We start from the raw sequence: 23,536 nt of genomic DNA, 5'->3' as shown, positions 1-23,536 counted from the left end.
GCATGGCCATTGCGAATCTTCGTCCACACACTTTGGCAGAGGGCTTCGCGCAATGATTTCGGCCGTGCAAGGACGTTTTGCCAACCTCGGTATGGCAAAAAAACTGGCTATCGGGTTTGTGCTCGTACTGCTGTTGACTGCGCTGGTGGCGGCGATTGGTGTCTGGTCCCTGCAAACCATCAGTCAGCGTTTCGATGGCCTTAAGCAGATGTCTTCGCTCAACAGTGGCCTGCTCAACGTGCGCCTGCTGGAGCAGGAGTACGCCTTGCGTGGTGATCCGAAAACCGCCGATGCCTTGCGTGAAGGCGTGGTGGGCCTGATTGCCCTGGCCAACGAACTCAAGGCGCAATCGCCGGCGAATGTGCCGGTGATGAGCGATGTCGAGCAGTCGCTTGACGCCTACCGCAAGGCGTTCGACGAGTTTGTCTCGTTGACCCAGGCCAAGGATCTCGCGCTGGAAATGGCCAGTTGGTCGGTGTCCAGCGTGGCCAACAACCTTGACGTGTTGCAGGCCGGGCTGGCCGATGACGGCGCTTATACCTTGAAAGAAACCGAGGGTAAGGACGGTGCACAGTTCATCGAGCAGGCCAGTCAGGTCAGCCAGGTGTCGCGTTTGATGCTGCAGGCCATGAACGAAGCGCGGATTCGTCTGGATCAGAGTCGCAAGGGCGATGCCGACAGCGCCGGCAAAGGCAATATCGAGCAGGCCGCGCAGGCGCAGGCACAGGCGGAAGAGCTGAAGTCCACGGTCAAGGATGAGGGTTATCTGACGGTGCTTAATGAGGTGTCCGGGCACATCGCCGGTTTCAACGACAAACTGGCTGAATACACCGGGTTGCTGGCGCAGGAAAAAACCGTTTACGAACAATTGCACCAGCGTGCCGCGCAAGTGGTGGCGCGGGTGGATCAGGCCTATGTCGCCGAAGATGGCGCGATGCAGGCAGAACTGAAGAAGAATTCATTGCTGATTATCGGCTCTTCGGCATTGGCGCTGTTGGTCGGGTTGATCGCGGCCTGGGTGATCACTCGATTGATCGTTGCGCCGTTGCGCAGTGTGATCCTGGTTGCCCAACAGATTGCTGCCGGTGATTTGAGCGCGACGATTGCTGTGACGCGCCGGGATGAAATCGGTCAGTTGATGTCAGCGATGCAGCAGATGGGCGCAGGGTTGAGCACGATTGTCAGCGGCTTGCAGGCCGGTATCGAGCAACTGGCCAGTTCCGCGCAGTCGCTCTCGGCGGTGACCGAGCAGACCAATCTTGAGGTCAGCAGTCAGAAGGAGGAGACCGAACAGGTCGCCACCGCGATGAACCAGATGACCGCGACTGTGCACGATGTCGCGCGCAATGCCGAAGAGGCCGCACTGGCGGCGCAGACGGCGGATGGCAAGGTCGAGACGGGTCAGCAGGTCGTGCGTCAGAGCATGGCGCGTATCGAGCAACTGGCGGATTCGGCGACGTCGGCGAGTAGCAGTATCGAGAGCCTCAGTGCCGAGATTCAGAATATCGGCACGGTGCTTGAAGTGATCAAGAGTGTTGCCGAACAGACCAATCTGCTCGCGCTCAACGCGGCAATCGAAGCGGCGCGCGCCGGCGAGCAGGGCAGGGGCTTTGCGGTGGTGGCCGATGAGGTGCGCGCGCTGGCGCGACGTACGCAGCAGTCGACCGAGGAAATCGAACGGTTGGTCAGTGCATTGCGCGCGGCGGCGCAGGCGTCGGTGCAGCAGATTCAGAGCAGTGGAGAGTTGGTGAAGCTGGCGGTCAGTGATGCGCTGCAGACCGAAAGTGCCTTGGGCAGTATTGCGGCAGCGGTTTCGTTGATTCAGCAGATGAATCAACAGATTGCGGCGGCGGCGGAGCAGCAGAGTTCGGTGGCGGAGGAGATCAATCGCAGTGTCACGAGTATTCGCGCGAGTGCGGATCAGTCGTCGATTGCGATGCGCGGGAATGCCGCTTCGAGTGTTGAACTGGCACAGTTGGGGGGAGAGTTGCGCGGGATGGTTGGGCATTTCCGACTTTGAGCCTCGGCGACGATCTTCAGATCCGGCCACCCCACCTCATGCAGGAGCTGCCGAAGGCTGCGATCTTTTGATTTACTAGATCGCAACCACAAAAAAGCCACCTCTCGGTGGCTCCTCTCTCAGCATCGACAATCAGTCGTAAATCACTTTCTTCTTCCAGTCCGCATCAGCCTCGACATCCTTCAGCCCGGCGGTCAGCTGGTTTTCTTCGCCTTCAACCGGGGCGATCTTGTCCATGACCTGGGCGTTGGCACGGGCCAGCAATTTTTCCAGGTATTGCAGCTGTTCGGAGTAGATCTGCGGGTTCTGCTGCTTGCGCAGGTATTGCACGCCGCGTTCGAAGGCGAGGCGGGCCTGGCCGGGCTGGTTTTGTTGCAGCGACTGTTGACCGAGGTTGTTGAAGAACTCGATGTGCAGCAACACCAGAATGTGCCGGACTTCACGCACCCAGTGTTTGGCTTCGTTCGGTGGCAGGAAGCCGTCGTGGGCAGCGCGGGTGATTTGGCCGTGGAGGGCTTCGAGGAGGAAGCGTACGTCTTTGGCCTTGGCTTCGGTCATGATCGGTGCAGGTGGGTTGTTGACCGGGATCGACTCGCCTTGGGCGACCAGTGCACTCAGTTCGGTGATGCGCGCCTTGGTGGTGGCGCTGGTCTTTTCCAGGTTCAACAGGCGCTGGCAAACGTTGAGTTCCAGGCGCGTCAACAACAGCTTCAGGGACGGGGTCATGAATTGGCCGGGGAAAGTCTCGGTCAGCTCGCCGCAACGACGCAGGCGGTCGTTGAGTTCGACTTTGGTGCGGGCCTTCTCCAGTTTGTTGTTTTCCACCACATGGTTCATGTAGCCAATGGCGATCAGAATTGCGATCCCGGCTATGACAAGCAGGGTGATCATGAGTGGTGTCACCGGTAAGACCTCTTTATAGGGTTCGCATGCGAGTGTAGTGGCTGGGCTTTCATGCGCCTAGCGCGGCTCGACGAGTTGGATCGGCTGGTTCAATCTGTATCGGCCGCCGGCTGTTTATATGAATGCTGGCGCTTGATGTGCAGAATGCCATCACCGTGCGGTGGACTATAACGCCTTGGCGAGTGGCGGAATATAGGCGTCAGGACTCGGGCGACGGAAAAGCCCGATTGCTCCCGTAAAGCAGGTCGAAGTCATTGATTTAAATAAATTTATATCTGGGGGTTGACGACCTCTCAATCCATCCATAGAATGCGCGCCACTTGCAGCGTAAAGCACACAGCGAAGCGCGGCAGGAAGTGAATGTTGTAGCGTGTCCCCTTCGTCTAGTGGCCTAGGACACCGCCCTTTCACGGCGGTAACAGGGGTTCGAGTCCCCTAGGGGACGCCATTGCGGGAATAGCTCAGTTGGTAGAGCACGACCTTGCCAAGGTCGGGGTCGCGAGTTCGAGTCTCGTTTCCCGCTCCATTTTTAAACAGCAGTGCTTTCGGGCGGTGCTGAGTGAAACCGGAACCAAGTCTTCGGACGCGGATCTGGACACCGAAACACACACCATGTGTTCCGGGTAGCGTGTCCCCTTCGTCTAGTGGCCTAGGACACCGCCCTTTCACGGCGGTAACAGGGGTTCGAGTCCCCTAGGGGACGCCATTTGCGGGAATAGCTCAGTTGGTAGAGCACGACCTTGCCAAGGTCGGGGTCGCGAGTTCGAGTCTCGTTTCCCGCTCCAAATTCTAAAGACGCCGCTCAGTGAGCGGCGTTTTTATTAGTGAAAGTTGTAGCCTGTGTCCCCTTCGTCTAGTGGCCTAGGACACCGCCCTTTCACGGCGGTAACAGGGGTTCGAGTCCCCTAGGGGACGCCATTGCGGGAATAGCTCAGTTGGTAGAGCACGACCTTGCCAAGGTCGGGGTCGCGAGTTCGAGTCTCGTTTCCCGCTCCATATTCAACAAAAACGCCGATCAGTGATGATCGGCGTTTTTGTTTGTGCGCGATTTGTCGTCGCCAATAAAAAGGACCTCAGGGTCCTTTTATTGTGTCTGCCAGAACCCGGTCATGCGCTGACCGGGTTCCAGCGATCGATCACAGCTTTGGCAGTTGCCCGATGCGACCCATCATTTCGGTGACGATTTGCAGGTCGAGCAAGAACTGGTCAACGGTCTTGAACTCGCCATCGGTGTGCCCGGTGTATTTCACCTCAGGGCGCGCCAGGCCGAATTGGACGCCGTTAGGCAGTTCATGCACCGACGTCGCACCGGCAGAGGTGCCGAACTCGTGCTTCATGCCGAGGTTTTCTGTCGACACGGCCAGCAATGCCTTGACCCATTCACCTTCCGGGTTGCGGTACATCGGTTCGGCGACCGAATAATCGAAGTCCACGGCGACGTGAGTTTTCTTGGTCCATGCGCTGAGTTTGTCAGCGATTTCAGTCTTGAGTTTTTCCGGCGACTTGCCCTTCGGAACACGCAGGTTCACCGCCAGTTTGAAGGCTTTGTCATCCTCACCGACGTAGGTGAGCGACGTAGTCAGCGGCCCCATGAAACTGTCGGAGAAGCCCACCTTCAAGGTGTTACCGAGGTAATCCAGGCCCCAGTTCTCGGCAGCGTAACGGGCTGCGTCGGTGAACTGGTTGTGCTTGAGCGCTACCTTGCCGTTCAGGCTATTGATAAACACCAGCATGCGCGCCACCGGGTTAACGCCCGATTCCGGCTCGGAAGAGTGCGCGGAAACGCCGGTCACCGTCAGTTTGACGTCTTTACCGTCAACCCTGGCTGCCACTTCGAAGTTGCCGCCATTGTGTTTGGCAAACTCGTTGCCGGCCTTTTGCAGGCTGGCAGCCAGTTCGGCAGGCTTGTCGGTCAGCAAGGTGACGACCGAGGCCGACGGAATCTGGTTGGTCGCCAGGCCGCCGGTCATCGAAGTGATTTCAGCGCCTTTGCCTTCAGCCGGGCGTTTGGCAAATTTGGCCATCACGGTGCCGTAGCCTTTCTCGGCAATTACTACCGGGTAACCACCGTCCAGCGCCATGTTGTAGGCCGGCGTCGGGTTTTTTTCGAAGTAATAAGGAATCGCGTCACCGCTGGTTTCTTCAGTGGTGTCGACCAGCAGCTTGAAGTTGCGCGCCAGCGGCAGTTTTTCTTCCTTGATCACTTTCATCGCGTACATCGCAACGACGATGCCGTTCTTGTCATCCTCGGTGCCACGACCGTACATGCGATCGCCAATCAGGGTGACTTTGAACGGATCAAGCTTGGTGCCGTCCTTGAGCACCCAGTTTTCCGGAGTCACCGGCACCACGTCGGCGTGCGCGTGAATGCCGACGACTTCATCACCTTGGCCTTCGAGGGATATTTCGTAGACGCGGTTGTCGATGTTGCGGAAGTTCAGGTTGAACGATTCGGCAAGGCTCTGGATCTTGCCGGCAATCTTGATGAACTCAGGATTGTCGTGCTGCGCCACGCCTTCCTTTTGGAAGGTCGGAATCTCGACCAGTTCACGCAAGGTTTCCAGCGCGGCCTTGCCGTATTTGACGCGGGTGTAGATGCCCAGCAGGCGATGGATTTCGTTCTGCTGTTCAGCGGTCAGGGTTTTATTGTCGAGGAAAGTGCTGATGGCCGGGCCGAGATTGTCGCTTTTGGCGATGTCGCTCTTGGCCAGGCTGCCCAGAAACTCGCGGAAATCCGTCACGCTTTTATCGTCGAAGGATTTCAGGATGACCGCGCTCTGCTGTGGCGTGATGTTGGCTTGAGCGGCGGTGGTAAATGACGCGAGGCTGGCCAGCATCAGGGTAGCGGCGGCCAGTTGCTTGAGGGAGAAATCCATTACGGAGGCATTCCTTGGCAGGCAGTTGATAAGAAGTTTCTGACGGAAGCGTCTGAAACGTTTTGCAAACTAACACCGTGAGGGAGTGCCGAGGGAGTCTCGAAACGGGATCTGTCGCACAGAAATGCAAAAGAGGCGCAGAAATGAAAAAGTCCCGGCAGAGTGTGCCGGGACTTTTTTGGTGGTTTACATCGACAGCATCAAGCGTCCGGCGAACAGAATCAGGATCACCCCCATGCTGCGTTCGAACCAGTGGCCCATGCGCATGAACAGCAGTCGCACCTTGTTGCTGGAGAAAAACAGCGCGACGATCACAAACCACAAGGCGTTTACAAAACACATCCACAAGCCATAGAACGCCTGGATTTGCAGGGGTGTGCTGGCGCTGATGATCGTAGTGAAGATCGCCAGGAAGAACAGCGTGGCCTTGGGGTTGGTGGCGTTGGTCAGGAAACCGGTACTGAACGCCTTGAACAACGATTGCTCAACCAGCGGTTCTTCCGCAGATTTTTCACCTTCAAGGCTGGTTTTCGGTTTGCTGCGGATCAGGCTGACACCGAGGTAGACAATGTAGGCAGCGCCCACCACTTTGGCCACGGTCAGCAACCACGGGGTGGTGTGCATCAGCGCGCCAACGCCGAGCAGGGTGTACAGCACGTGCACGGAAATCCCCGCACCGATGCCCAGTGCCGTGCAAATCCCCACCAGCCGCCCGAAGCGCACGCTCTGGCGAATGGTTACGGCGAAGTCCGGGCCGGGAGCAACCACGGCGAGAAAGTGGATAGTAGCCAGCGCCAGAAACTCGCCCAGGTAATTCGAATACATCTCAGCTCCAGAAGGTCAGGGGTGAAGCATTGCCGCGATAGCCGACAAAGAAGGAAAGGCTCAAGCGCGGATCCGCCACGCCCGGGGTCACCGAGTGCATGCAGCGCGAATTGAACATGATGAAGTCGCCGGGCTGCGGCCGCACCTCAAGGGTTGGCGGCCCGAGCAGCGCCGGGTCGATGCCGTAACTGTCGCCACGCATCTCGTCGAACTGGTCCGGGGTGATGTCGTCGTCCCACATCTGCAATGCGCCGCCGTCAGTCGGCATGTTCAGGTAAACGTTGCAGGCGAACTGCGCCTCCAGGCTGCGGGCCTGGAAACTGTCCGGCGCATCTTTGGCAAAGATGTCGTGGTGGGCGAGGAAGCACACGCCGGGCTTCACCACGCGTGAAAGGCCGACGTACATCTTGCGCCCGTAGAGGTTTTCCAGATGCGCACCGGCCGGCCATGATTCGTCGAACATGCAGCGCAAGGTGTCGACCGGCGACGAGTAGGGCGCACAGCGATTGCGCAGTTCGGCGATGTTGCTGGTGGCACGCTCGAAGTAGTCTTCGATCAGCAGCGGCTGGTTTTCCGCCTCGTAAAACGCCATGCCGATGCGGCCGATGCTGGGTGCGTTGATGTAGCCCTCAAAGCCTGGAGCAAGGATCTTGTCGCCAATCTCGATCGCCAGCGGCTCGGGCAGAAAGCCTTTGACGCGGATGGCGAGGACTTCTTCGTTGGCCAGTTTTTTTATGCACGTCTCATCGAGACGCTCGACGTCTAGCATCATGTTATTTAGGTCCATCTATCGATAGTCAACGGAACCTGCGAGTGCGGTTCCCCGGCGCCGGACGCTGCGCGAGGGCAGCGTCCGAAAATGCTCAATCCACGCTGTACTGGACGGACAACGTGCCTTTCTTCTGCGAAAGGGACGCGATCGTGACTGTGCCAAGATCCTTCAGGCTACGTACATGGGTGCCGCCGCAGCCATAGGCCGGGAGTTCACCGAAGCCGATTTCCCGCGCGCCTTCGCGCAGGGACGTCAGGCGTGGCAGATCGTGTTCGATCCATTGCTCGATGCCGGTCTGAAGGGTTTGCGCGTCGACTTCCTGAGCGCCATCGCCGGGTTTGAATTGCACCCGCCCTTCGTCCGGCCAGTGGTGCGCCTTGATCGGCATCCAGCCCATGGCCTGGACGAAATGCCCGATCAGATGCCCGGCCGAATGCATGCGGGTGTTGAAGCGGCGGCGCTGTTCATCAACCCGAATAGCGGTCATGCCCAGCGCTACCGGTCGGTCGACAAAGTGAATGATCCGGTCTGGATCCTGGACCACGCGCAGCACCTGGGCTTCGCCGATCCAGCCGGTATCGCATGGCTGCCCGCCGCCTTGCGGATGGAACAGCGTGGCGCGCAGTACTACGGCAAATTCGTTCTCGTGGGGCGTGCAGTCGAGGACTTCCACATTGGCCTTGAGGTCATCACTATGGAAAAAGAGGCGAAGCGTCATATTCCATGCCCTTATTAAAGTTTCTATTTTTATTATATGAATCGTGTAATAACGTGATAATCCGTTCAAACATCAAAGGACTTGTGCGCTGTGAGCATAAATCTACCGCTGCCACTGCTCGGTGAAATGGCGATTTTCGTCAAGGTCGTGGAGACCGGCAGCTTTTCAGAAGCAGCCCGACAGCTCGGTTCGTCACCCTCTGCGGTCAGTCGCAGCATTTCTCGACTGGAAAAAGCCTTGGCCACGCGGTTGCTGCAACGCACGACGCGCAAGTTGCGTTTGAGTGATGGTGGCGAAGAGGTATTCAAGCGCTGCCAGGAGATGGTCAGCGCCGCTAAGTCCGTGATGGAAATCAGCGGCCAGTTCACCCATGAAGCGGAAGGGCTGGTGCGGGTCAGTGTGCCGAAAGCGGTGGGCCGCTTTGTGGTTCATCCGCACATGCCCGAGTTTCTGCGGCGCTACCCCAAGGTCGACGTCGAGTTGTTGCTGGAAGATCGGCAAGTTGATCTGATTGACGACCATGTCGATCTGGCGATCCGCATCACCGATAGACCACCGGCGGGTCTGGTGGGTCGTCAGCTGCTGACCATCGACCATTTGCTCTGCGCCACACCGCAATATCTGGCCGAACACGGCACGCCGACTCATCCTCATGACTTGCTTAACCACAGCTGCATTTATCTGGGCGAAACGCCGAGCGATGCGCGCTGGAAATTCAAGAAAGGCAGCAAAGCCGTCACGGTCGGGGTGCGCGGTCGTTACGCCGCCAACCACACCGGCGTCCGGTTGGGGGCGGTGTTGCAGCACATCGGTATTGGCAGTCTGCCGTATTTCACCGCGCGTTATGCCTTGGAGCAGAAGTTGGTCGTGCAGGTGTTGCCGGACTGGACGTTCCTGGCTTCCTACCACGGCGGACTCTGGCTGCTGCATTCGCCGACGCGCTATCTGCCGCCGAAACTGCGGGTGTTTATCGACTATCTGGTGGAGTGTCTGGAGAAAGAACCGACGCTGAGCAAGCCGGGGAAGTCGGGCAGTGCGAGTAACGCCGCGATGGCGTACGAGCTGCCGGAAAGCGAGGGATTGTTGTAACGCAAAAGCAAAAGATCACAGCCCCTGCAGGAGCTGCCGAAGGCTGCGATCTTTTGACTTCAATCAACGAATTGAATCAGTGCTTGCTGTCCTGAGCAGACATCGCCAGCAACTGCTTTTCCTGGTTCCAGTCGAACGGTTCATCGTTCTGTTCGGCTTCGTAGCGACGTTCTTCCAGCGCCTGATACATGTCGATTTCTTCATCGGACAGGTAGTGCAGGCAATCACCGGCGAAGAACCACAACAGATCGCGCGGGATCAGGTGAGCAATTTGCGGGTAACGGCTAATCACTTGAGTCAGGATGTCCTGGCCCAGGTATTGGCTTTCGATCGGTTCGATCGGTAGCGACGCCAGCAGTTCGTCGAAGCGCTCCAGGAACAGGGCATGGCTTTCTTCGGGAACCTGTTCGGCCTCACCTACGGCGACCAGGATACTGCGCAGGTGGTCGAGCAACACAAGATGATCGGCAACGACGTTGGACACGAGATAAGTCCTCAAGAGCAAAACGGGCGCGGGAGTATAAAGCTCCTGCGCCCGCTTGGACATGGGTCTCAGGATCAGCGGACTTTGCCCTCTGCCTGTTTCAGTTCCTCTTTGTCGAAATCATCGACATCGATGACCTTGCGCCGCGCCGTTTCGGCATCACGCAGGCTCTGCGCTTCCACCGGTTGCAACACGCCAGCCTCCAGCGCTGCATCGATGGCGTGTTCGCCTGCGGCCGGTTTGACCTGACCGCTTTTCAGCGAAGTGTGCAGTTTTTTGTGCAGCGGTTGCGCAGCATTCAGCAGATCACTGGCGTGTTGCAACGCACCGACCGCATCGTCTGCCGATTGCGGGCGGTAGCAGCCTGCAAGCAACTCTTCCAGCGCCGGATCGCCCTTGGCCCGACCGATCACGCCAGCCACTTCGGCACCGAGTTTGTCTGACGGCCCGGTGTGGCGACGACCGAACGGGAAGACGATAACGCGCAAAAGACAGCCGAAGACCTTGTTCGGGAAGTTGCGCAGCAATTCATCCAGCGCACGTTCCGATTGGCCGAGGCTTTCTTCCATCGCCCAGCGGAACAGTGGCTCCATGTACGCCGGCGAATCCAGATCGTGATAACGCTTGAGCGCAGCGGAGGCCAGATACAGGTTGCTCAACACGTCACCCAGACGCGCCGATAGGCGTTCGCGGCGTTTCAGCTCGCCACCGAGCAGCATCATGCTGAAATCAGCCAACATGGCAAATGCCGCTGCCTGACGATTGAGTGCACGGAAGTAGCCTTGGCTGATCTTGTCGCCCGGTGCGTGCTCGAAATGGCCGAAGCCGAGGTTCAACACCAGCGTGCTCGCGGCGTTGCTCACGGCGAAACCGATGTGTTTGAGCAGCAGGCCGTCGAACTCTTTCAGCGCTTGGTCCTTGTCCTCGCGACCGGCCAAGGCCATTTCCTTGAGCACGAACGGATGGCAACGAATCGCCCCTTGACCGAAGATCATCAGGTTGCGCGAAAGAATGTTCGCGCCTTCCACGGTGATGAAGATCGGTGCACCGTTCCAGCTGCGCCCGAGGTAATTGTTCGGGCCCATGATGATCGCCTTGCCGCCGTGCACGTCCATGGCGTGGCTGATGCATTCGCGACCGCGTTCGGTCAGGTGGTATTTGAGGATCGCCGACAGTACCGACGGTTTTTCGCCGAGGTCCACCGCGTTGGCGGTGAGCATGCGCGCGGCGTCCATCATCCACGCGTTGCCGCCGATGCGTGCCATGGCTTCCTGAATGCCTTCGAACGCCGACAGTGGCACGTTGAACTGTTCACGAATCTGCGCGTACTGGCCGGTCACCAGACTGGTGAATTTGGCTGCGCCAGTGCCGACGGCCGGCAACGAGATTGAGCGCCCCACCGACAGGCAGTTCATCAGCATCATCCAGCCTTTGCCGAGCATCTCCTGACCTCCGATGAGGAAGTCCAGCGGGATGAACACGTCCTTGCCGGAGTTCGGGCCGTTCATGAACGCCGCGCCCAGTGGCAAGTGACGACGACCGATTTCGACACCGGCGGTATCGGTCGGGATCAGCGCGAGGCTGATGCCGAGGTCTTCCTTGTCACCCAACAAATGTTCCGGGTCATACGCCTTGAACGCGAGGCCGAGGAGGGTGGCGACAGGGCCGAGGGTGATGTAGCGTTTTTCCCAGTTCAGGCGCAGGCCGATCACTTCCTGACCTTCCCATTCGTCTTTGCAGATGATCCCGGTGTCGGGCATCGCGCCGGCATCGGAACCGGCGAGTGGGCCGGTGAGGGCGAAGCACGGAATGTCATCGCCACGGGCCAGGCGGGGCAGGTAGTGATTGCGTTGTTCGTCGGTGCCGTAATGCAGCAGCAGTTCGGCCGGGCCGAGGGAGTTTGGCACCATGACCGTGGAGGCGAGGTCGCCGCTGCGGGTGGCGAGTTTCATCGCCACCTGCGAGTGGGCGTAGGCCGAGAAGCCTTTACCGCCAAACTCCTTCGGGATGATCAGGGCAAAAAAGCCATGTTCCTTGATATGCGCCCAGGCTTCGGGCGGCAGGTCCATCGACTGGCCAATCTGCCAGTCGGTGACCATCGCGCAGAGTTCTTCGGTCGGGCCGTCGATGAACGCCTGTTCTTCTTCGCTCAATTGCGCCTTCGGATAGGCCAGCAGTTTGTCCCAGTCCGGACGGCCGCTGAACAGCTCGCCATCCCACCAGACAGTGCCGGCATCGATCGCGTCGCGTTCGGTCTGCGACATCGGCGGCAGGGTTTTCTGGAACCAGTTGAACAGTGGCGCGCTGAAATGTCTGCGGCGCAGGTCAGGTAGCAACAACGGCGCGGCGACCACCGCCAGCACGACCCACAACACTAGCAACAGCCAGCCCGGCGCGTGACTGAAAATACCCATCGCCAAAAGGTAGACCGCGACGATGCCCAATGCAGGCAGAGGCGAAATACGCCGGTGGGCGAGATAGGCCACGCCGACAATCAAAACCAGTATCCACAACAACAGCATATTCAGTCCTCCGTGAACCAAGGCAAATCGACCCTCCAGAGCTTAGACGGCATCTGCAAAACCGGGTGGTCAGACCAAGGTGATTGAAATCGTGGGAAACCCCGGATGGTTTTCGTAGGTTCGGTGGGCAACACGTGTAAGAAATCGTTCGGTCGATCCGCGTCTTTGCGTCCAAGTTTGGCCGAAACGTCGTTATCTCTGTGCTGAAGCTGTCGCTAGACTCCAGACTCATTCAGGAGATTGTCGTCATGCACGAATATCTGAGTCCCGGCCGCTTCACCGATAGTGACCACCCGGCGGTGGTGGAGTTCGCTGAACAACACCGGGGTGCCAGCCGCGACCCGGTCGAGCAGGCGATCAATCTTTATTACGCCGTGCGCGAGGCGGTGCGCTACAACCCCTACACCTTCAGCCGTGATCCACACACCCTGCGTGGCAGCTATGCGTTGGCGGCGGGGGAGAGTTATTGCGTGCCCAAAGCCACGCTGCTCGCGGGTTGTGCGCGGCATTGCGGGATCCCGGCGCGGATCGGTCTGGCCGACGTGAAGAATCATTTATCGACGCCACGCCTGCTCGAATTGCTGAAAAGCGACATGTTCGCCATGCACGGCTATACCGAGCTTTTCCTCAATGAACGCTGGGTAAAGGCGACACCCGCGTTCAACCAGAAACTCTGCGAATTGTTCAACGTTGCGCCGCTGGAATTCGACGGCGTCAACGACAGTGTTTTCCATCCGTTCAACCGCGACGGTGCGCAATTGATGGAGTACCTGGTCGATCACGGTCAGTTCACCGATGTGCCGGAAACCTTCTTCTTCGAACACTTGGAAAAATGCTATCCGCACCTGTTCGGCGATCAGCAGCCACAGCTGTTGGGCGACATGCACAACGATGTAAGCCGCGTCTGATCCGGCGTATGCTGGCCGCCCACTCATTTGAAAAGAGCCGGTCATGCTGAAGATCTGGGGACGGAAAAACTCATCGAATGTCAGGAAGCCGTTGTGGGCTGCCGAGGAGCTCGGTCTGGCTTACGAAGCGATCGATGCCGGTGGCGCCTTCGGCGTAGTCGACACGCCAGAGTACCGGGAGATGAACCCGAACGGTCGGGTGCCGGTGATCGAGGATGACGGCTTCGTGCTGTGGGAATCCAACGCCATCGTTCGTTACCTGCTGGCCAAACATGCGCCCGACAGCGCCTGGTATCCGGCGGATCCGCAAGCCCGCGCCATCGCTGACAAGTGGATGGACTGGACCACGTCGAGTTTTGCCGGTCCGTTCCGCACCGTATTCTGGGGTGTTCTGCGCACGCCGGCAGACAAGCAGGACTGGCCGGCCATCAATGCCGCGATCAAGGAATGCAACGAGTTGCTGAGCATGGCCGACGAGGCGTTGGCCAGCCAAGCGTATCTCTCCGGCCAAGACATCGGCATGGGCGACATTCCATTGGGCAGTTTCATTTATGCCTGGTTCGAGATGCCTATCGAGCGCGCGCCGCAACCGCATCTGCAAGCCTGGTACGAGCGCCTGAAGCAGCGCCCGGCCTACAAAAAAGCGGTCATGACCGCGTTGACTTAATACCTACTATCGACACACTTGACTGTACTTGTGCGGCGGCGGCAAGCACCATTGCGCACTTGCGCTGCGGTTCGATCCATCGCCGCCGTCTCCTTTTATCCCTTCAATGGTGCGTAAATCAGATATGAGTTCCGCTCTGTCCATCCGGCAGCTAACCAAAACCTACGGCAACGGGTTCCAGGCCTTGAGTGGTATCGATCTGGACGTCGCCGAAGGTGACTTTTTCGCCTTGCTCGGCCCTAACGGCGCCGGCAAATCCACCACCATCGGCATCCTCTCGACCCTGGTCAACAAGACCAGCGGCACGGTGAATATCTTCGGTCATGACCTGGACAAGAATCCTGCGCAGCTCAAGCGCTCGATCGGCGTGGTGCCGCAGGAATTCAACTTCAACCAGTTTGAGAAAACCTTCGACATCGTCGTGACCCAGGCCGGTTACTACGGCATTCCGGCGAAAATCGCCAAGGAACGCGCCGAGCAGTACCTGACCCAACTGGGCTTGTGGGACAAGCGCGACGTGCCATCGCGTTCGCTGTCCGGCGGCATGAAGCGGCGCTTGATGATCGCCCGCGCGTTGGTGCACGAACCGCGTCTGCTGATCCTTGACGAACCGACCGCAGGCGTCGACATCGAACTGCGCCGTTCGATGTGGACGTTCCTCACCGAGCTGAACCAGAAAGGCATCACCATCATCCTCACCACGCACTATCTGGAAGAGGCTGAGCAGTTGTGCCGCAACATCGGCATCATCGACCACGGCACCATCGTCGAGAACACCAGCATGAAACAATTGCTGGGCCAGTTGCACGTGGAAACCTTCTTGCTCGACCTTAAAAACGACTTGAGCGCCACGCCGCAATTGCTCGGCTACCCTGCGCGGTTGATCGATGGCCATACCCTCGAAGTCCAGGTCGACAAATCCATGGGCATCACGGCGTTGTTCACCCAGTTGGCGCAGCAGAACATTGAAGTGCTGAGCCTGCGTAACAAAACCAATCGCCTCGAGGAGCTGTTCGTGTCCCTGGTGGAGAAAAATCTGTCGAAGGTGGCGGTATGAGTTCCGAATTCCGTCCCAACCTCGTCGCCCTGCAGACCATTGTTTACCGCGAGGTCAAACGCTTCACGCGGATCTGGCCGCAGACCTTGCTGCCGCCAGCGATCACCATGGTGCTGTACTTCGTGATTTTCGGTAACCTGATCGGTCGGCAGATTGGCGACATGGGTGGCTTCACCTACATGCAGTACATCGTGCCGGGCCTGATCATGATGTCGGTGATCACCAACTCCTATGGCAACGTGGTCTCGAGTTTCTTCGGTAGCAAGTTCCAGCGTTCTATCGAAGAGTTGATGGTCTCGCCGGTGTCGCCGCACACGATCCTGATCGGCTACACCTGTGGCGGCGTGCTGCGCGGTTTGATGGTCGGCGTGATCGTGACGATTCTGTCGATGTTCTTCACCGATTTGCAGGTGCATCACCTCGGTGTGACCATTCTGGTGGTGGTGCTGACGGCGACGATTTTCTCGTTGCTGGGCTTCATCAACGCGGTGTTTGCGCGCAATTTCGATGATATCTCGATCATCCCGACGTTCGTGTTGACCCCGCTGACGTACCTGGGTGGCGTGTTCTACTCGATCACCTTGCTGCCACCGTTCTGGCAGACCGTGTCGCTGGCCAACCCGGTGTTGCACATGGTCAACGCTTTCCGCTACGGCATTCTCGGCGTGTCGGATATCAAGATCGGCATTGCGATCACCTTCATGCTGGTGGCGACGGTGGTGCTGTATCTCGGTTGTGCACGGCTGCTGGTGAGTGGGCGCGGGATGCGTACCTGATCCACACACAATCCCTGTAGGAGCTGCGGCACGCTGCGATCATTTGATGTTGTTTTTAAAAGATCAAAAGATCGCCGCGTGCCGCAGCTCCTACAGATCGTGTCCGACAGCACAAAACAAAACGGCCTCCCATTGCGGAGGCCGTTTTGCGTTCAGGGCTTTCGGTTTTTCTTGCGCCGCGCCCACTGCCGCGCCACCCACCAGCGCCAATACATCATCACCACGAAATAGGCCAGCGCACCGAGTACCAGGCCGCACACCACCGAACCGAGCAAAAACGGCTGCCACAGCGTCGACAGCTGACTGCTGATCCATTCCCAGGTCAGCTCATCGGGCAGATGCCGCGCGGGCACATCCATCAACCACGCCCCGGCCTGATAGGTGCAAAAGAATACCGCCGGCATGGTGATCGGGTTGGTCAGCCAGACCAGGCTAACGGCAATCGGCATGTTCCCCCGCACCGTGATGGCCAGCGCTGCAGCCACCAGCATCTGCGCGGGAATCGGCAGGAACGCGGCAAACAGGCCAACCGCCATCGCCCGGGCGACCGAGTGACGATTGAGGTGCCAGAGGTTCGGGTCATGCAGCAACTTGCCGAGAAAGCGTAAGGATTTGTGTTCCCTGATGCTCGTCGGATCGGGCATGTAACGTTTGAATAAGCGCCGGGGCATAAGGCTTCTCGGTCGGTTAAGGCGGCAAGTATGTCTGGATTCTACGAGCGGCCCATTCAGACTTTGTGACAATTGTTGACGACGCTCCTGTCGAACACCCGCTATGCCTAAGTGCGGGACTCTCAAGGACGGGCTTATGCGCACAGGGATGATGGCGCTGGCAGTCGGTTTGCTGGCCCCGGTTTTTATGCCGGCCTTACCGCCGGTCTGGTTGATGCTGGCGTTACCGGTCGCAGGTTTGCTGGTGCTGCCGTTTCGCAGCTATCCATTGGTCTTTCTGTTGTTTGGCTTGACGTGGACGTGCGTCAGCGCGCAGTGGGCGCTGGGCGATCGGTTACCCGTCGCACTGGATGGCGAGACCCGTTGGCTGGAAGGACGAGTGGTCGGGCTGCCGCAGAGCGGCGATGGCGTGGTGCGCTTCGAGTTGGCTGATGCACGCTCGCGTCACGACAAGCTGCCGACATTAATGCGTCTGGCGTGGTACGCCGGGCCTACGGTCAACAGCGGCGAGCGTTGGCGACTGGCGGTGAAGCTGAAACGTCCCGTCGGTTTGCTCAATCCGGACGCCTTCGATTATGAAGCGTGGCTGTTGGCGCAACGCATCGGTGCGACCGGGACGATCAAGGATGGCCAGCGTCTGGCGCCGGCTCGCGGTGCCTGGCGGGACAGCATCCGGCAGCGCTTGCTTGAGGTGGATGCGCAAGGGCGCGGCGGCGCACTGGCCGCGCTGGTGCTGGGGGACGGTTCGGGCCTCAGTCGCGAAGACTGGCAAGTTCTGCAGGACACCGGCACCGTGCATTTACTGGTTATTTCCGGCCAGCACATCGGTTTGCTGGCGGCGCTGATGTACGGATTGATTGCCGGGCTGGCGCGCCTTGGAATATGGCCATTGCGTTGGCCTTGGCTGCCGTGGGCCTGTGGCCTGGCATTGGCGGCAGCGCTCGGTTATGGATTGCTTGCCGGGTTCGACGTGCCGGTGCAGCGCGCCTGCGTGATGGTCGCGCTGGTGCTGCTGTGGCGTCTGCGTTTTCGCCATCTCGGTGCGTGGTGGCCATTGTTGCTCGCATTCAACGCGGTGCTGCTGTTCGATCCGCTGGCGAGTCTGCGTCCCGGCTTCTGGTTGTCCTTCGCGGCGGTGGCGGTGCTGATTTTCACGTTTGGCGCGCGGCTGGGCCCGTGGCGCTGGTGGCAGACCTGGACGCGGGCGCAATGGTTGATTGCGATCGGCCTGTGCCCGGTGCTGTTGGCGCTGAATTTGCCGATCAGCGTGAGCGGACCGCTGGCCAATCTATTCGCGGTGCCTTGGGTCAGTCTCGTGGTACTGCCGCCGGCATTGCTCGGGACGCTGTTGTTGCCGGTGCCTTATATCGGTGAAGGTTTGTTGTGGCTGGCCGGTGGCTTAGTCGATTGGCTGTTTCGCGGCCTGGCTGTGATCGCCGGGCAATGGCCCGCTTGGATTGGCCCGTCATTGCCGGTGTGGGTCTGGGCGCTGGGCAGTCTCGGCGCCTTGCTGTTGCTGTTGCCGCGCGGTGTGCCGATGCGTGTATTGGGCTGGCCGTTGCTGCTGATCCTGCTGGTGCCGCCGCGCGAACGGCTCGCCGAAGGAATGGCCGACATCTGGCAACTCGATGTCGGCCAGGGCCTGGCGATCCTGATCCGTACCCGTCATCACACCGTGCTCTACGACGCAGGCCCACGCTTTGGCGAGTTCGACCTCGGCGAGCGCGTGGTATTGCCAGCCTTGCACAAGCTGGGCGTGGCAAAAATTGATCTGATGTTGCTCAGCCACGCGGACGCCGATCATGCCGGCGGCGCGCTGGCGCTGATGCGCGGGATCAACCTGCGTCGGGTGGTCAGCGGCGATCCGCCGGGATTGCCCGCCGCATTGCGTGCCGAAGAGTGTGAAACCGGTCGGCAATGGCAATGGGACGGCGTCCATTTTCAGCTCTGGCAATGGTCGGATGCCGAGGACAGCAATCAGCGTTCATGCGTATTGCAGATCGAAGCCAATGGCGAGCGCATCCTGCTGACCGGCGACATCGATACCCACGCGGAACGTAGCCTGCTCGACAGCCCGCTGGCGGTGCCGACGCAATGGTTGCAATCGCCGCATCATGGCAGCCGCAGCTCTTCATCCATGGCCCTGCTGAAAACGTTGCAGCCCGAGTCGGTGCTGATTTCCCGGGGCCACGGCAACTCCTTCGGCCATCCGCACCCGACCGTGCTCGCGCGTTATCGCAAACAGGGTCTGCGCATTTATGACAGCGCTGAACAAGGCGCCATTCATCTGCAATTGGGCCGCTTCAAACCTCCGTGGACGATGCGTCAACAGCGGCGTTTCTGGCGCGATCCGCCCGCAGTCGCCCGTTGATCGGGGCGCCGGCGAATACCCCGTCACGGTCGTCGGGGCGGCGGGTCTTAATCGCTGACCGGTATGGTAAAGTGGCGCACTTTTTCGAGGGGACTGTCACTGTGTGGGAATTGGTCAAATCCGGCGGCTGGATGATGTTGCCGATCATTCTGAGTTCCATCGCGGCGATGGCGATTGTCGCCGAACGCCTGTGGACCCTGCGCGCCAGTCGCGTCACCCCCGAGCACCTGTTGGGTCAGGTCTGGGTCTGGATCAAGGACAAACAGCTCAATAAAGAAAAACTCAAGGAATTGCGCGCCAACTCGCCGCTGGGGGAAATCCTCGCCGCCGGTCTGGCCAACTCCAAGCATGGTCGCGAGATCATGAAAGAGTGCATTGAAGAGGCCGCCGCGCGGGTGATTCATGAACTCGAGCGCTACGTCAGCGCGCTGGGCACCATCGCCGCCATGTCGCCGTTGCTCGGACTGCTCGGCACCGTGCTGGGCATGATCGATATTTTCAGCGCCTTCACCGGTTCCGGCATGACCACCAACGCTTCGGTTTTGGCCGGTGGTATCTCCAAGGCACTGATTACCACCGCTGCAGGCCTGATGGTCGGTATTCCAGCAGTGTTCTTCCACCGGTTCCTGCAACGCCGCATCGACGAACTGGTGGTGGGCATGGAACAGGAAGCGATCAAACTGGTTGAAGTGGTGCAGGGCGACCGTGACGTCGACCTGACCGAGGGGCGCGCGTGAAATTCCGTCGCAAACCTCGGGAAACGATAGACATCAACCTCGCGTCGCTGATCGACGTGGTGTTTATCCTGTTGCTGTTTTTCGTCGTGACCACGACTTTTACCCGCGAAACCCAGCTGCGCGTTGATCTGCCGGAAGCGGTCAGCGGCTCGCCGGCCGAAGATCAGCAACTCAAGCAGATCGACGTGGCCATCAGCGCTGAAGGCGTGTTTTCGGTGAACAACAAGGTTCTGCCGAAAAACGATCTGGCGACCCTGATGGACGCGATGCAGAAAGAATCCAACGGTGACACCAACATGCCGTTGTCGATCAGTGCCGATGGCAAGACTCAGCATCAATCAGTGATCACCGCCATGGACGCGGCCGGCAAGCTCGGTTTCAGCCATCTGCGCATGACCACGGTTGAGGCTGCGCCGAAATCCTGATGAGCCTGGCCGATCGTTTGCTCGCCGCGTGGTATCAGGGGCACCCGGCCCTGGCGCTGCTGCGGCCGCTGGAATTGTTGTATCGCCGCGTGGTGGTCAACAAACGTCAGCGTTTTCTCGACGGTGAGGGTGAGATCTATCAGCCACCGGTGCCTTTGATTGTGGTCGGCAACATCACTGTTGGCGGCACCGGCAAGACACCGATGATTCTCTGGCTGATCGAACACTGCCGGCGCAGCGGTTTGCGTGTCGGCGTGGTCAGTCGTGGTTACGGCGCCAAGCCACCGCAATTGCCGTGGCGCGTTGAGGCCGAGCAAACCGCTGACATCGCCGGTGACGAGCCGCTGCTGATCGTCCAGCGCACCGGCGTGCCGTTGATGATCGACCCCGATCGCAGCGCCGCCGTCAAAGCCTTGCTCGCCAGCGAACCGCTGGATCTGATCCTCTCCGATGACGGTATGCAGCATTATCGTCTGGCGCGGGATCTGGAGCTGGTGCTGATCGACGCCGCCCGTGGCCTCGGCAACAAACGCTGCCTGCCGGCCGGGCCGTTGCGTGAGCCGATCGAACGTCTGCAAAGCGTCGACGGCGTACTGTTCAACGGTGCCACTGAAGACCGCGACGACGGCTTCGCTTTCCGCCTGCAACCCACCGCGCTGGTCAATTTGCGCAGTGGCGAGCGCAAGCCGCTCGAGCATTTTCCGACGGGTCAGGCCGTACACGCGGTCGCCGGGATCGGTAATCCGCAACGTTTCTTCAATACCCTCGAAGCGCTAGACTGGCGAACAGTCCCGCATGCGTTTGCCGACCACGCCGAATACAGCGTGCAGGCCTTGAATTTCACACCGTCGTTGCCGTTGGTGATGACCGAAAAGGACGCGGTGAAGTGCCGTGCCTTCGCTGCTGCCGACTGGTGGTATCTGGCGGTCGATGCCGTGCCGTCGCCGGCCTTCGTGGCCTGGTTCGACACACAGTTGATGCGCCTGCTGCCGGATCGGCTTTTGCCTTAACTCTTTTATCCAGGGAATGTTCATGGACACCAAATTGCTCGACATCCTCGCGTGCCCGATCTGCAAAGGCCCGCTCAAGCTCAGCGCCGACAAGACCGAACTGATCAGCAAGGGCGCCGGCCTGGCGTACCCGATCCGCGACGGCATCCCGGTGATGCTCGAAAGCGAAGCGCGCACCCTGACCACCGACGAGCGTCTGGATAAATGACCACCGCCTTCACCGTTGTCATCCCGTCGCGTTACGCCTCGACCCGCCTGCCGGGCAAGCCGTTGCTGGACATCGCCGGCAAGCCGATGATCCAGCATGTCTGGGAACAGGCGAGCAAAAGCAGCGCCACCCGTGTGGTGGTTGCGACTGACGATGCGCGCATCGTCGAGGCCTGCAAAGGCTTTGGCGCCGAAGTGGTGCTGACCCGTGAAGATCACAACTCCGGCACCGATCGTCTGGCTGAAGTCGCGGCGAAACTGGGCCTTGAGCCCGACGCGATCGTGGTCAACGTGCAGGGCGACGAGCCGCTGATTCCGCCAAGCGTGATCGATCAGGTCGCCGCCAACCTCGCCGCCCACACTGAAGCGCGCATGGCCACGCTGGCCGAGCCGATCGAAGACGTCGACACCCTGTTCAACCCGAACGTGGTCAAAGTCGTCAGCGACCTCAACGGTCTGGCGCTGACCTTCAGCCGTGCGACCTTGCCGTGGGCGCGCGATGCGTTCGCCAAGAGCCGCGAGCAATTGCCGCAAGGCGTGCCATACCGTCGTCACATCGGCATTTATGCCTACCGCGCCGGTTTCCTCCAGGACTTCGTGAGCTGGGGCCCGTGCTGGCTGGAAAACACCGAATCGCTCGAGCAACTGCGTGCCCTGTGGCACGGCGTGCGTATTCATGTCGCTGATGCGTTGATCGCGCCGCCGACCGGTGTCGACACGCTTGAAGACCTCGAGCGCGTTCGTCGCCTGCTGGAGGCCTGATGCGCGTTCTGTTTGTGTGCCTGGGCAATATTTGCCGTTCGCCCACGGCCGAAGGTGTGTTGCGCCACAAGCTGCGCGCTGCGGGGCTGGCGGATCAGGTCGAAGTGGCTTCCGCCGGCACCGGTGACTGGCACGTCGGCAATCCGCCGGACAAACGCAGCCAGGCCGCCGCCAAGGTGCGCGGCTATGACCTGTCGGCGCAACGCGCGCAGCAGGTCACTCGCGCCGATTTCGCCAGTTGCGATCTGATTCTGGCGATGGACAACAGCAACCTGCGCAACCTCAAGGCTTTGCAGCCTTCCACCGGCAAGGCCGAACTGGATTTGTTCTTGCGTCGCTATGCAGGGCTGGTCGATGAAGTGCCGGACCCGTATTACGACGGCGATCAAGGTTTCGAGCAGGTGCTCGATCTGATTGAAGCTGCGTGTGACCAATTGTTGATCGAAGTGAAGGGCCGGTTATGAGTTTGCAGGTGCAACCGCAGGTTTCCCTGAAGCCGTTCAACAGTTTTGGCGTGGATGTTCGCGCGCAACTGTTCGCCGAAGCCCATAGCGACGCCGATGTCCGTGAAGCACTGGCTTATTCCACTGCTCACGACGTGCCGTTGCTGGTGATCGGCGGCGGCAGTAATTTGCTGCTGACCGCTGACATTGCGGCGCTGGTGCTGCGCATGGCCACCCGTGGCATTCGCGTTGTCAGCGATGACGGCAACCGCGTGGTGATCGAGGCGGAAGCGGGCGAACCGTGGCATGCGTTTGTGCAGCACACGCTGGCGCTAGGATTTTCCGGACTGGAAAACCTCAGCCTGATTCCCGGCACCGTTGGCGCTGCGCCGATGCAGAACATTGGTGCCTACGGTGTCGAGATCAAGGATGTGTTCGCCGGGCTGACCGCACTGGATCGCCAGACCGGCGAGCTGCGCGACTTCAGTCTCGAAGAGTGCAACTTCGCCTACCGCGACAGCCTGTTCAAACAGCAGCCGGGGCGTTGGTTGATTCTGCGCGTGCGTTTAAAACTGGATCGAGTCGCCCATCTGCACCTGGAATACGGCCCGGTGCGTCAGCGCCTGACCGAGCAGGGCATCGAACAACCGACGCCGACCGACGTCAGCCGTGCCATTTGCAGCATCCGCAGCGAGAAATTGCCGGATCCGGCGGTGCTCGGCAATGCCGGCAGCTTCTTCAAGAACCCGCTGGTGTCGCCGGCCATCGTCGCGCAGATCAAACAGCAGCACCCGGACGTGGTGGCCTATGCACAAGCGGACGGGCAGATGAAACTGGCGGCGGGCTGGCTGATCGAGCGTGCTGGCTGGAAAGGTTTCCGCGAAGCCGACGCCGGCGTGCATAAATTGCAGGCGTTGGTGCTGGTCAATTACGGCGCGGCAACCGGCCTGCAATTGCTCGATCTGGCGCAGCGTATCCAGAAAGACATTGCCGAACGTTTCAATGTCGACCTGGAGATGGAGCCCAATCGGTATTGAAGCAGCGGCGAGCTTCAAGCTACGAGCTTCAAGCTACAATCTCTGCAGCATGATCCAGCTACTGCTTTTACTTGCAGCTTGTAGCTAAAAGCTTGCAACTGAAAAGCCCTGTCTCAGCAGGGCTTTTTTGTTAACGCTGGGTTAACTTAGCGAGCTAACGATAACCGTCATTTGCTCCACCAAAGGCCCGGTGCAGACGTTCGCGTCGGCACAAGAGAGCCTCCGGTCAGATGCAGATCAGCAAGCGATGAATTCT

22 protein-coding genes, 6 tRNA genes and 1 pseudogene are annotated in these 23,536 nt (G+C 59.6%); 21 read left to right on the top strand and 8 right to left on the bottom strand.

Annotation, left to right across the window (positions count from 1 at the left end; genetic code table 11):
* Positions 1 to 52 precede the first annotated feature (52 nt).
* A pseudogene (locus tag QOL84_RS29595) lies at positions 53 to 1,159 on the top strand (HAMP domain-containing protein); the annotation flags it as partial.
* On the top strand, positions 1,139 to 2,020 hold the full coding sequence (locus QOL84_RS29590; protein ID WP_400774363.1) for a methyl-accepting chemotaxis protein: 882 nt from the start codon (positions 1,139 to 1,141) through the stop codon (positions 2,018 to 2,020). The pseudogene QOL84_RS29595 and the gene QOL84_RS29590, both read left to right, overlap by 21 nt.
* A 132-nt stretch (positions 2,021 to 2,152) precedes the next feature.
* Here the strand turns inward: QOL84_RS29590 and QOL84_RS26260 are convergent, their stop codons facing one another.
* Entirely contained in the window at positions 2,153 to 2,911 is a 759-nt protein-coding gene (locus QOL84_RS26260) for a hypothetical protein (RefSeq protein WP_283439118.1), read from the bottom strand.
* Positions 2,912 to 3,295: 384 nt separating this feature from the next.
* Here QOL84_RS26260 and QOL84_RS26255 point away from each other — a divergent pair.
* The 6 genes from QOL84_RS26255 to QOL84_RS26230 all read left to right on the top strand — a co-directional run bounded on the left by QOL84_RS26255 (position 3,296) and on the right by QOL84_RS26230 (position 3,919).
* Positions 3,296 to 3,371 (top strand) — tRNA-Glu (locus tag QOL84_RS26255).
* 2 nt (positions 3,372 to 3,373) lie between these two features.
* Positions 3,374 to 3,449: transfer RNA gene (locus tag QOL84_RS26250), tRNA-Gly, on the top strand.
* Positions 3,450 to 3,553: 104 nt separating this feature from the next.
* Positions 3,554 to 3,629 (top strand) — tRNA-Glu (locus QOL84_RS26245).
* Positions 3,630 to 3,632: 3 nt separating this feature from the next.
* Positions 3,633 to 3,708: transfer RNA gene (locus QOL84_RS26240), tRNA-Gly, on the top strand.
* A gap of 57 nt (positions 3,709 to 3,765) precedes the next feature.
* A tRNA-Glu gene (locus QOL84_RS26235) sits at positions 3,766 to 3,841 on the top strand.
* Positions 3,842 to 3,843: 2 nt separating this feature from the next.
* Positions 3,844 to 3,919 (top strand) — tRNA-Gly (locus QOL84_RS26230).
* Between the two features lie 140 nt (positions 3,920 to 4,059).
* Here the strand turns inward: QOL84_RS26230 and QOL84_RS26225 are convergent.
* From QOL84_RS26225 to QOL84_RS26210, 4 genes are all read right to left on the bottom strand, one after another.
* On the bottom strand, positions 4,060 to 5,799 hold the full coding sequence (locus tag QOL84_RS26225) for a dipeptidase (protein ID WP_283439117.1): 1,740 nt from the start codon (positions 5,797 to 5,799) through the stop codon (positions 4,060 to 4,062).
* Positions 5,800 to 5,985: 186 nt separating this feature from the next.
* A complete protein-coding gene (locus QOL84_RS26220) occupies positions 5,986 to 6,624 on the bottom strand; it encodes a LysE family translocator (RefSeq protein WP_283439116.1) in 639 nt (212 codons plus the stop codon).
* A gap of 1 nt (position 6,625) precedes the next feature.
* Positions 6,626 to 7,396: a 2OG-Fe(II) oxygenase gene (locus QOL84_RS26215; protein WP_129395051.1), complete on the bottom strand. Its 771-nt coding sequence runs from the start codon at positions 7,394 to 7,396 to the stop codon at positions 6,626 to 6,628.
* Positions 7,397 to 7,487: 91 nt separating this feature from the next.
* Complete coding sequence (locus QOL84_RS26210; protein WP_283439115.1) at positions 7,488 to 8,114, bottom strand: alanyl-tRNA editing protein; 627 nt, start codon at positions 8,112 to 8,114, stop codon at positions 7,488 to 7,490.
* A 90-nt stretch (positions 8,115 to 8,204) separates the two neighbouring features.
* Between QOL84_RS26210 and QOL84_RS26205 the strand changes: the two genes are divergently transcribed.
* The gene (locus tag QOL84_RS26205) at positions 8,205 to 9,203 is read left to right on the top strand and encodes a LysR family transcriptional regulator (RefSeq protein WP_283439114.1); all 999 of its coding nucleotides are present in this window, start codon (positions 8,205 to 8,207) and stop codon (positions 9,201 to 9,203) included.
* Positions 9,204 to 9,279: 76 nt separating this feature from the next.
* Here the strand turns inward: QOL84_RS26205 and QOL84_RS26200 are convergent, their stop codons facing one another.
* Both QOL84_RS26200 and QOL84_RS26195 read right to left on the bottom strand, forming a co-directional pair.
* Positions 9,280 to 9,687 carry a PA2817 family protein gene (locus QOL84_RS26200; RefSeq protein ID WP_283439113.1) on the bottom strand — a complete coding sequence of 136 codons (408 nt, stop codon included), beginning with the start codon at positions 9,685 to 9,687 and terminating at the stop codon, positions 9,280 to 9,282.
* Positions 9,688 to 9,761: 74 nt separating this feature from the next.
* Positions 9,762 to 12,209: an acyl-CoA dehydrogenase gene (locus tag QOL84_RS26195; RefSeq protein WP_283439112.1), complete on the bottom strand. Its 2,448-nt coding sequence runs from the start codon at positions 12,207 to 12,209 to the stop codon at positions 9,762 to 9,764.
* Between the two features lie 248 nt (positions 12,210 to 12,457).
* Here QOL84_RS26195 and QOL84_RS26190 point away from each other — a divergent pair, with 248 nt between their 5' ends.
* The 4 genes from QOL84_RS26190 to QOL84_RS26175 all read left to right on the top strand — a co-directional run bounded on the left by QOL84_RS26190 (position 12,458) and on the right by QOL84_RS26175 (position 15,617).
* Complete coding sequence (locus tag QOL84_RS26190) at positions 12,458 to 13,117, top strand: transglutaminase-like domain-containing protein (RefSeq protein ID WP_283439111.1); 660 nt, start codon at positions 12,458 to 12,460, stop codon at positions 13,115 to 13,117.
* 43 nt (positions 13,118 to 13,160) lie between these two features.
* Positions 13,161 to 13,784: a glutathione S-transferase family protein gene (locus QOL84_RS26185; RefSeq protein WP_283439110.1), complete on the top strand. Its 624-nt coding sequence runs from the start codon at positions 13,161 to 13,163 to the stop codon at positions 13,782 to 13,784.
* A 124-nt stretch (positions 13,785 to 13,908) separates the two neighbouring features.
* On the top strand, positions 13,909 to 14,841 hold the full coding sequence (locus QOL84_RS26180) for an ABC transporter ATP-binding protein (protein WP_129395044.1): 933 nt from the start codon (positions 13,909 to 13,911) through the stop codon (positions 14,839 to 14,841).
* Positions 14,838 to 15,617, top strand: a complete 780-nt coding sequence (locus QOL84_RS26175) for an ABC transporter permease (protein WP_129395043.1) — start codon at positions 14,838 to 14,840, stop codon at positions 15,615 to 15,617. The genes QOL84_RS26180 and QOL84_RS26175 overlap by 4 nt, the downstream gene beginning before the upstream one ends.
* Positions 15,618 to 15,769: 152 nt before the next feature.
* On the opposite strand, the gene QOL84_RS26170 is transcribed toward QOL84_RS26175, so the two are convergent.
* Positions 15,770 to 16,288 (bottom strand): DUF2062 domain-containing protein, encoded by a 519-nt coding sequence (locus tag QOL84_RS26170; protein ID WP_129395042.1) that lies wholly within the window; start codon positions 16,286 to 16,288, stop codon positions 15,770 to 15,772.
* 136 nt (positions 16,289 to 16,424) lie between these two features.
* Between QOL84_RS26170 and QOL84_RS26165 the strand changes: the two genes are divergently transcribed.
* The 8 genes from QOL84_RS26165 (at position 16,425) to murB (ending at position 23,280) form a co-directional block, all read left to right on the top strand.
* Positions 16,425 to 18,659, top strand: coding sequence for a DNA internalization-related competence protein ComEC/Rec2 (locus QOL84_RS26165; RefSeq protein ID WP_283439109.1), 2,235 nt, complete (start codon positions 16,425 to 16,427; stop codon positions 18,657 to 18,659).
* 101 nt (positions 18,660 to 18,760) lie between these two features.
* Positions 18,761 to 19,396 (top strand): MotA/TolQ/ExbB proton channel family protein, encoded by a 636-nt coding sequence (locus QOL84_RS26160; RefSeq protein ID WP_129395040.1) that lies wholly within the window; start codon positions 18,761 to 18,763, stop codon positions 19,394 to 19,396.
* Positions 19,393 to 19,821, top strand: a complete 429-nt coding sequence (locus QOL84_RS26155) for an ExbD/TolR family protein (protein ID WP_103307264.1) — start codon at positions 19,393 to 19,395, stop codon at positions 19,819 to 19,821. The genes QOL84_RS26160 and QOL84_RS26155 overlap by 4 nt, the downstream gene beginning before the upstream one ends.
* A complete protein-coding gene (gene lpxK, locus QOL84_RS26150; RefSeq protein WP_283439108.1) occupies positions 19,821 to 20,831 on the top strand; it encodes a tetraacyldisaccharide 4'-kinase in 1,011 nt (336 codons plus the stop codon). Before QOL84_RS26155 ends, lpxK begins: the two co-directional genes overlap by 1 nt.
* 22 nt (positions 20,832 to 20,853) lie before the next feature.
* Complete coding sequence (locus tag QOL84_RS26145; protein ID WP_003174668.1) at positions 20,854 to 21,039, top strand: Trm112 family protein; 186 nt, start codon at positions 20,854 to 20,856, stop codon at positions 21,037 to 21,039.
* Positions 21,036 to 21,800 carry a 3-deoxy-manno-octulosonate cytidylyltransferase gene (gene kdsB / locus QOL84_RS26140; protein WP_283439107.1) on the top strand — a complete coding sequence of 255 codons (765 nt, stop codon included), beginning with the start codon at positions 21,036 to 21,038 and terminating at the stop codon, positions 21,798 to 21,800. Before QOL84_RS26145 ends, kdsB begins: the two co-directional genes overlap by 4 nt.
* Positions 21,800 to 22,264 (top strand): low molecular weight protein-tyrosine-phosphatase, encoded by a 465-nt coding sequence (locus QOL84_RS26135; protein WP_283439106.1) that lies wholly within the window; start codon positions 21,800 to 21,802, stop codon positions 22,262 to 22,264. Before kdsB ends, QOL84_RS26135 begins: the two co-directional genes overlap by 1 nt.
* Positions 22,261 to 23,280, top strand: a complete 1,020-nt coding sequence (gene murB / locus QOL84_RS26130; RefSeq protein ID WP_283439105.1) for a UDP-N-acetylmuramate dehydrogenase — start codon at positions 22,261 to 22,263, stop codon at positions 23,278 to 23,280. The genes QOL84_RS26135 and murB overlap by 4 nt, the downstream gene beginning before the upstream one ends.
* Positions 23,281 to 23,536 lie beyond the last annotated feature (256 nt).

The organism is Pseudomonas helmanticensis, assembly GCF_900182985.1.
Classification (GTDB): Bacteria; Pseudomonadota; Gammaproteobacteria; order Pseudomonadales; family Pseudomonadaceae; genus Aquipseudomonas; species Aquipseudomonas helmanticensis.
This window is presented reverse-complemented; position numbering and strand designations above follow the sequence as displayed.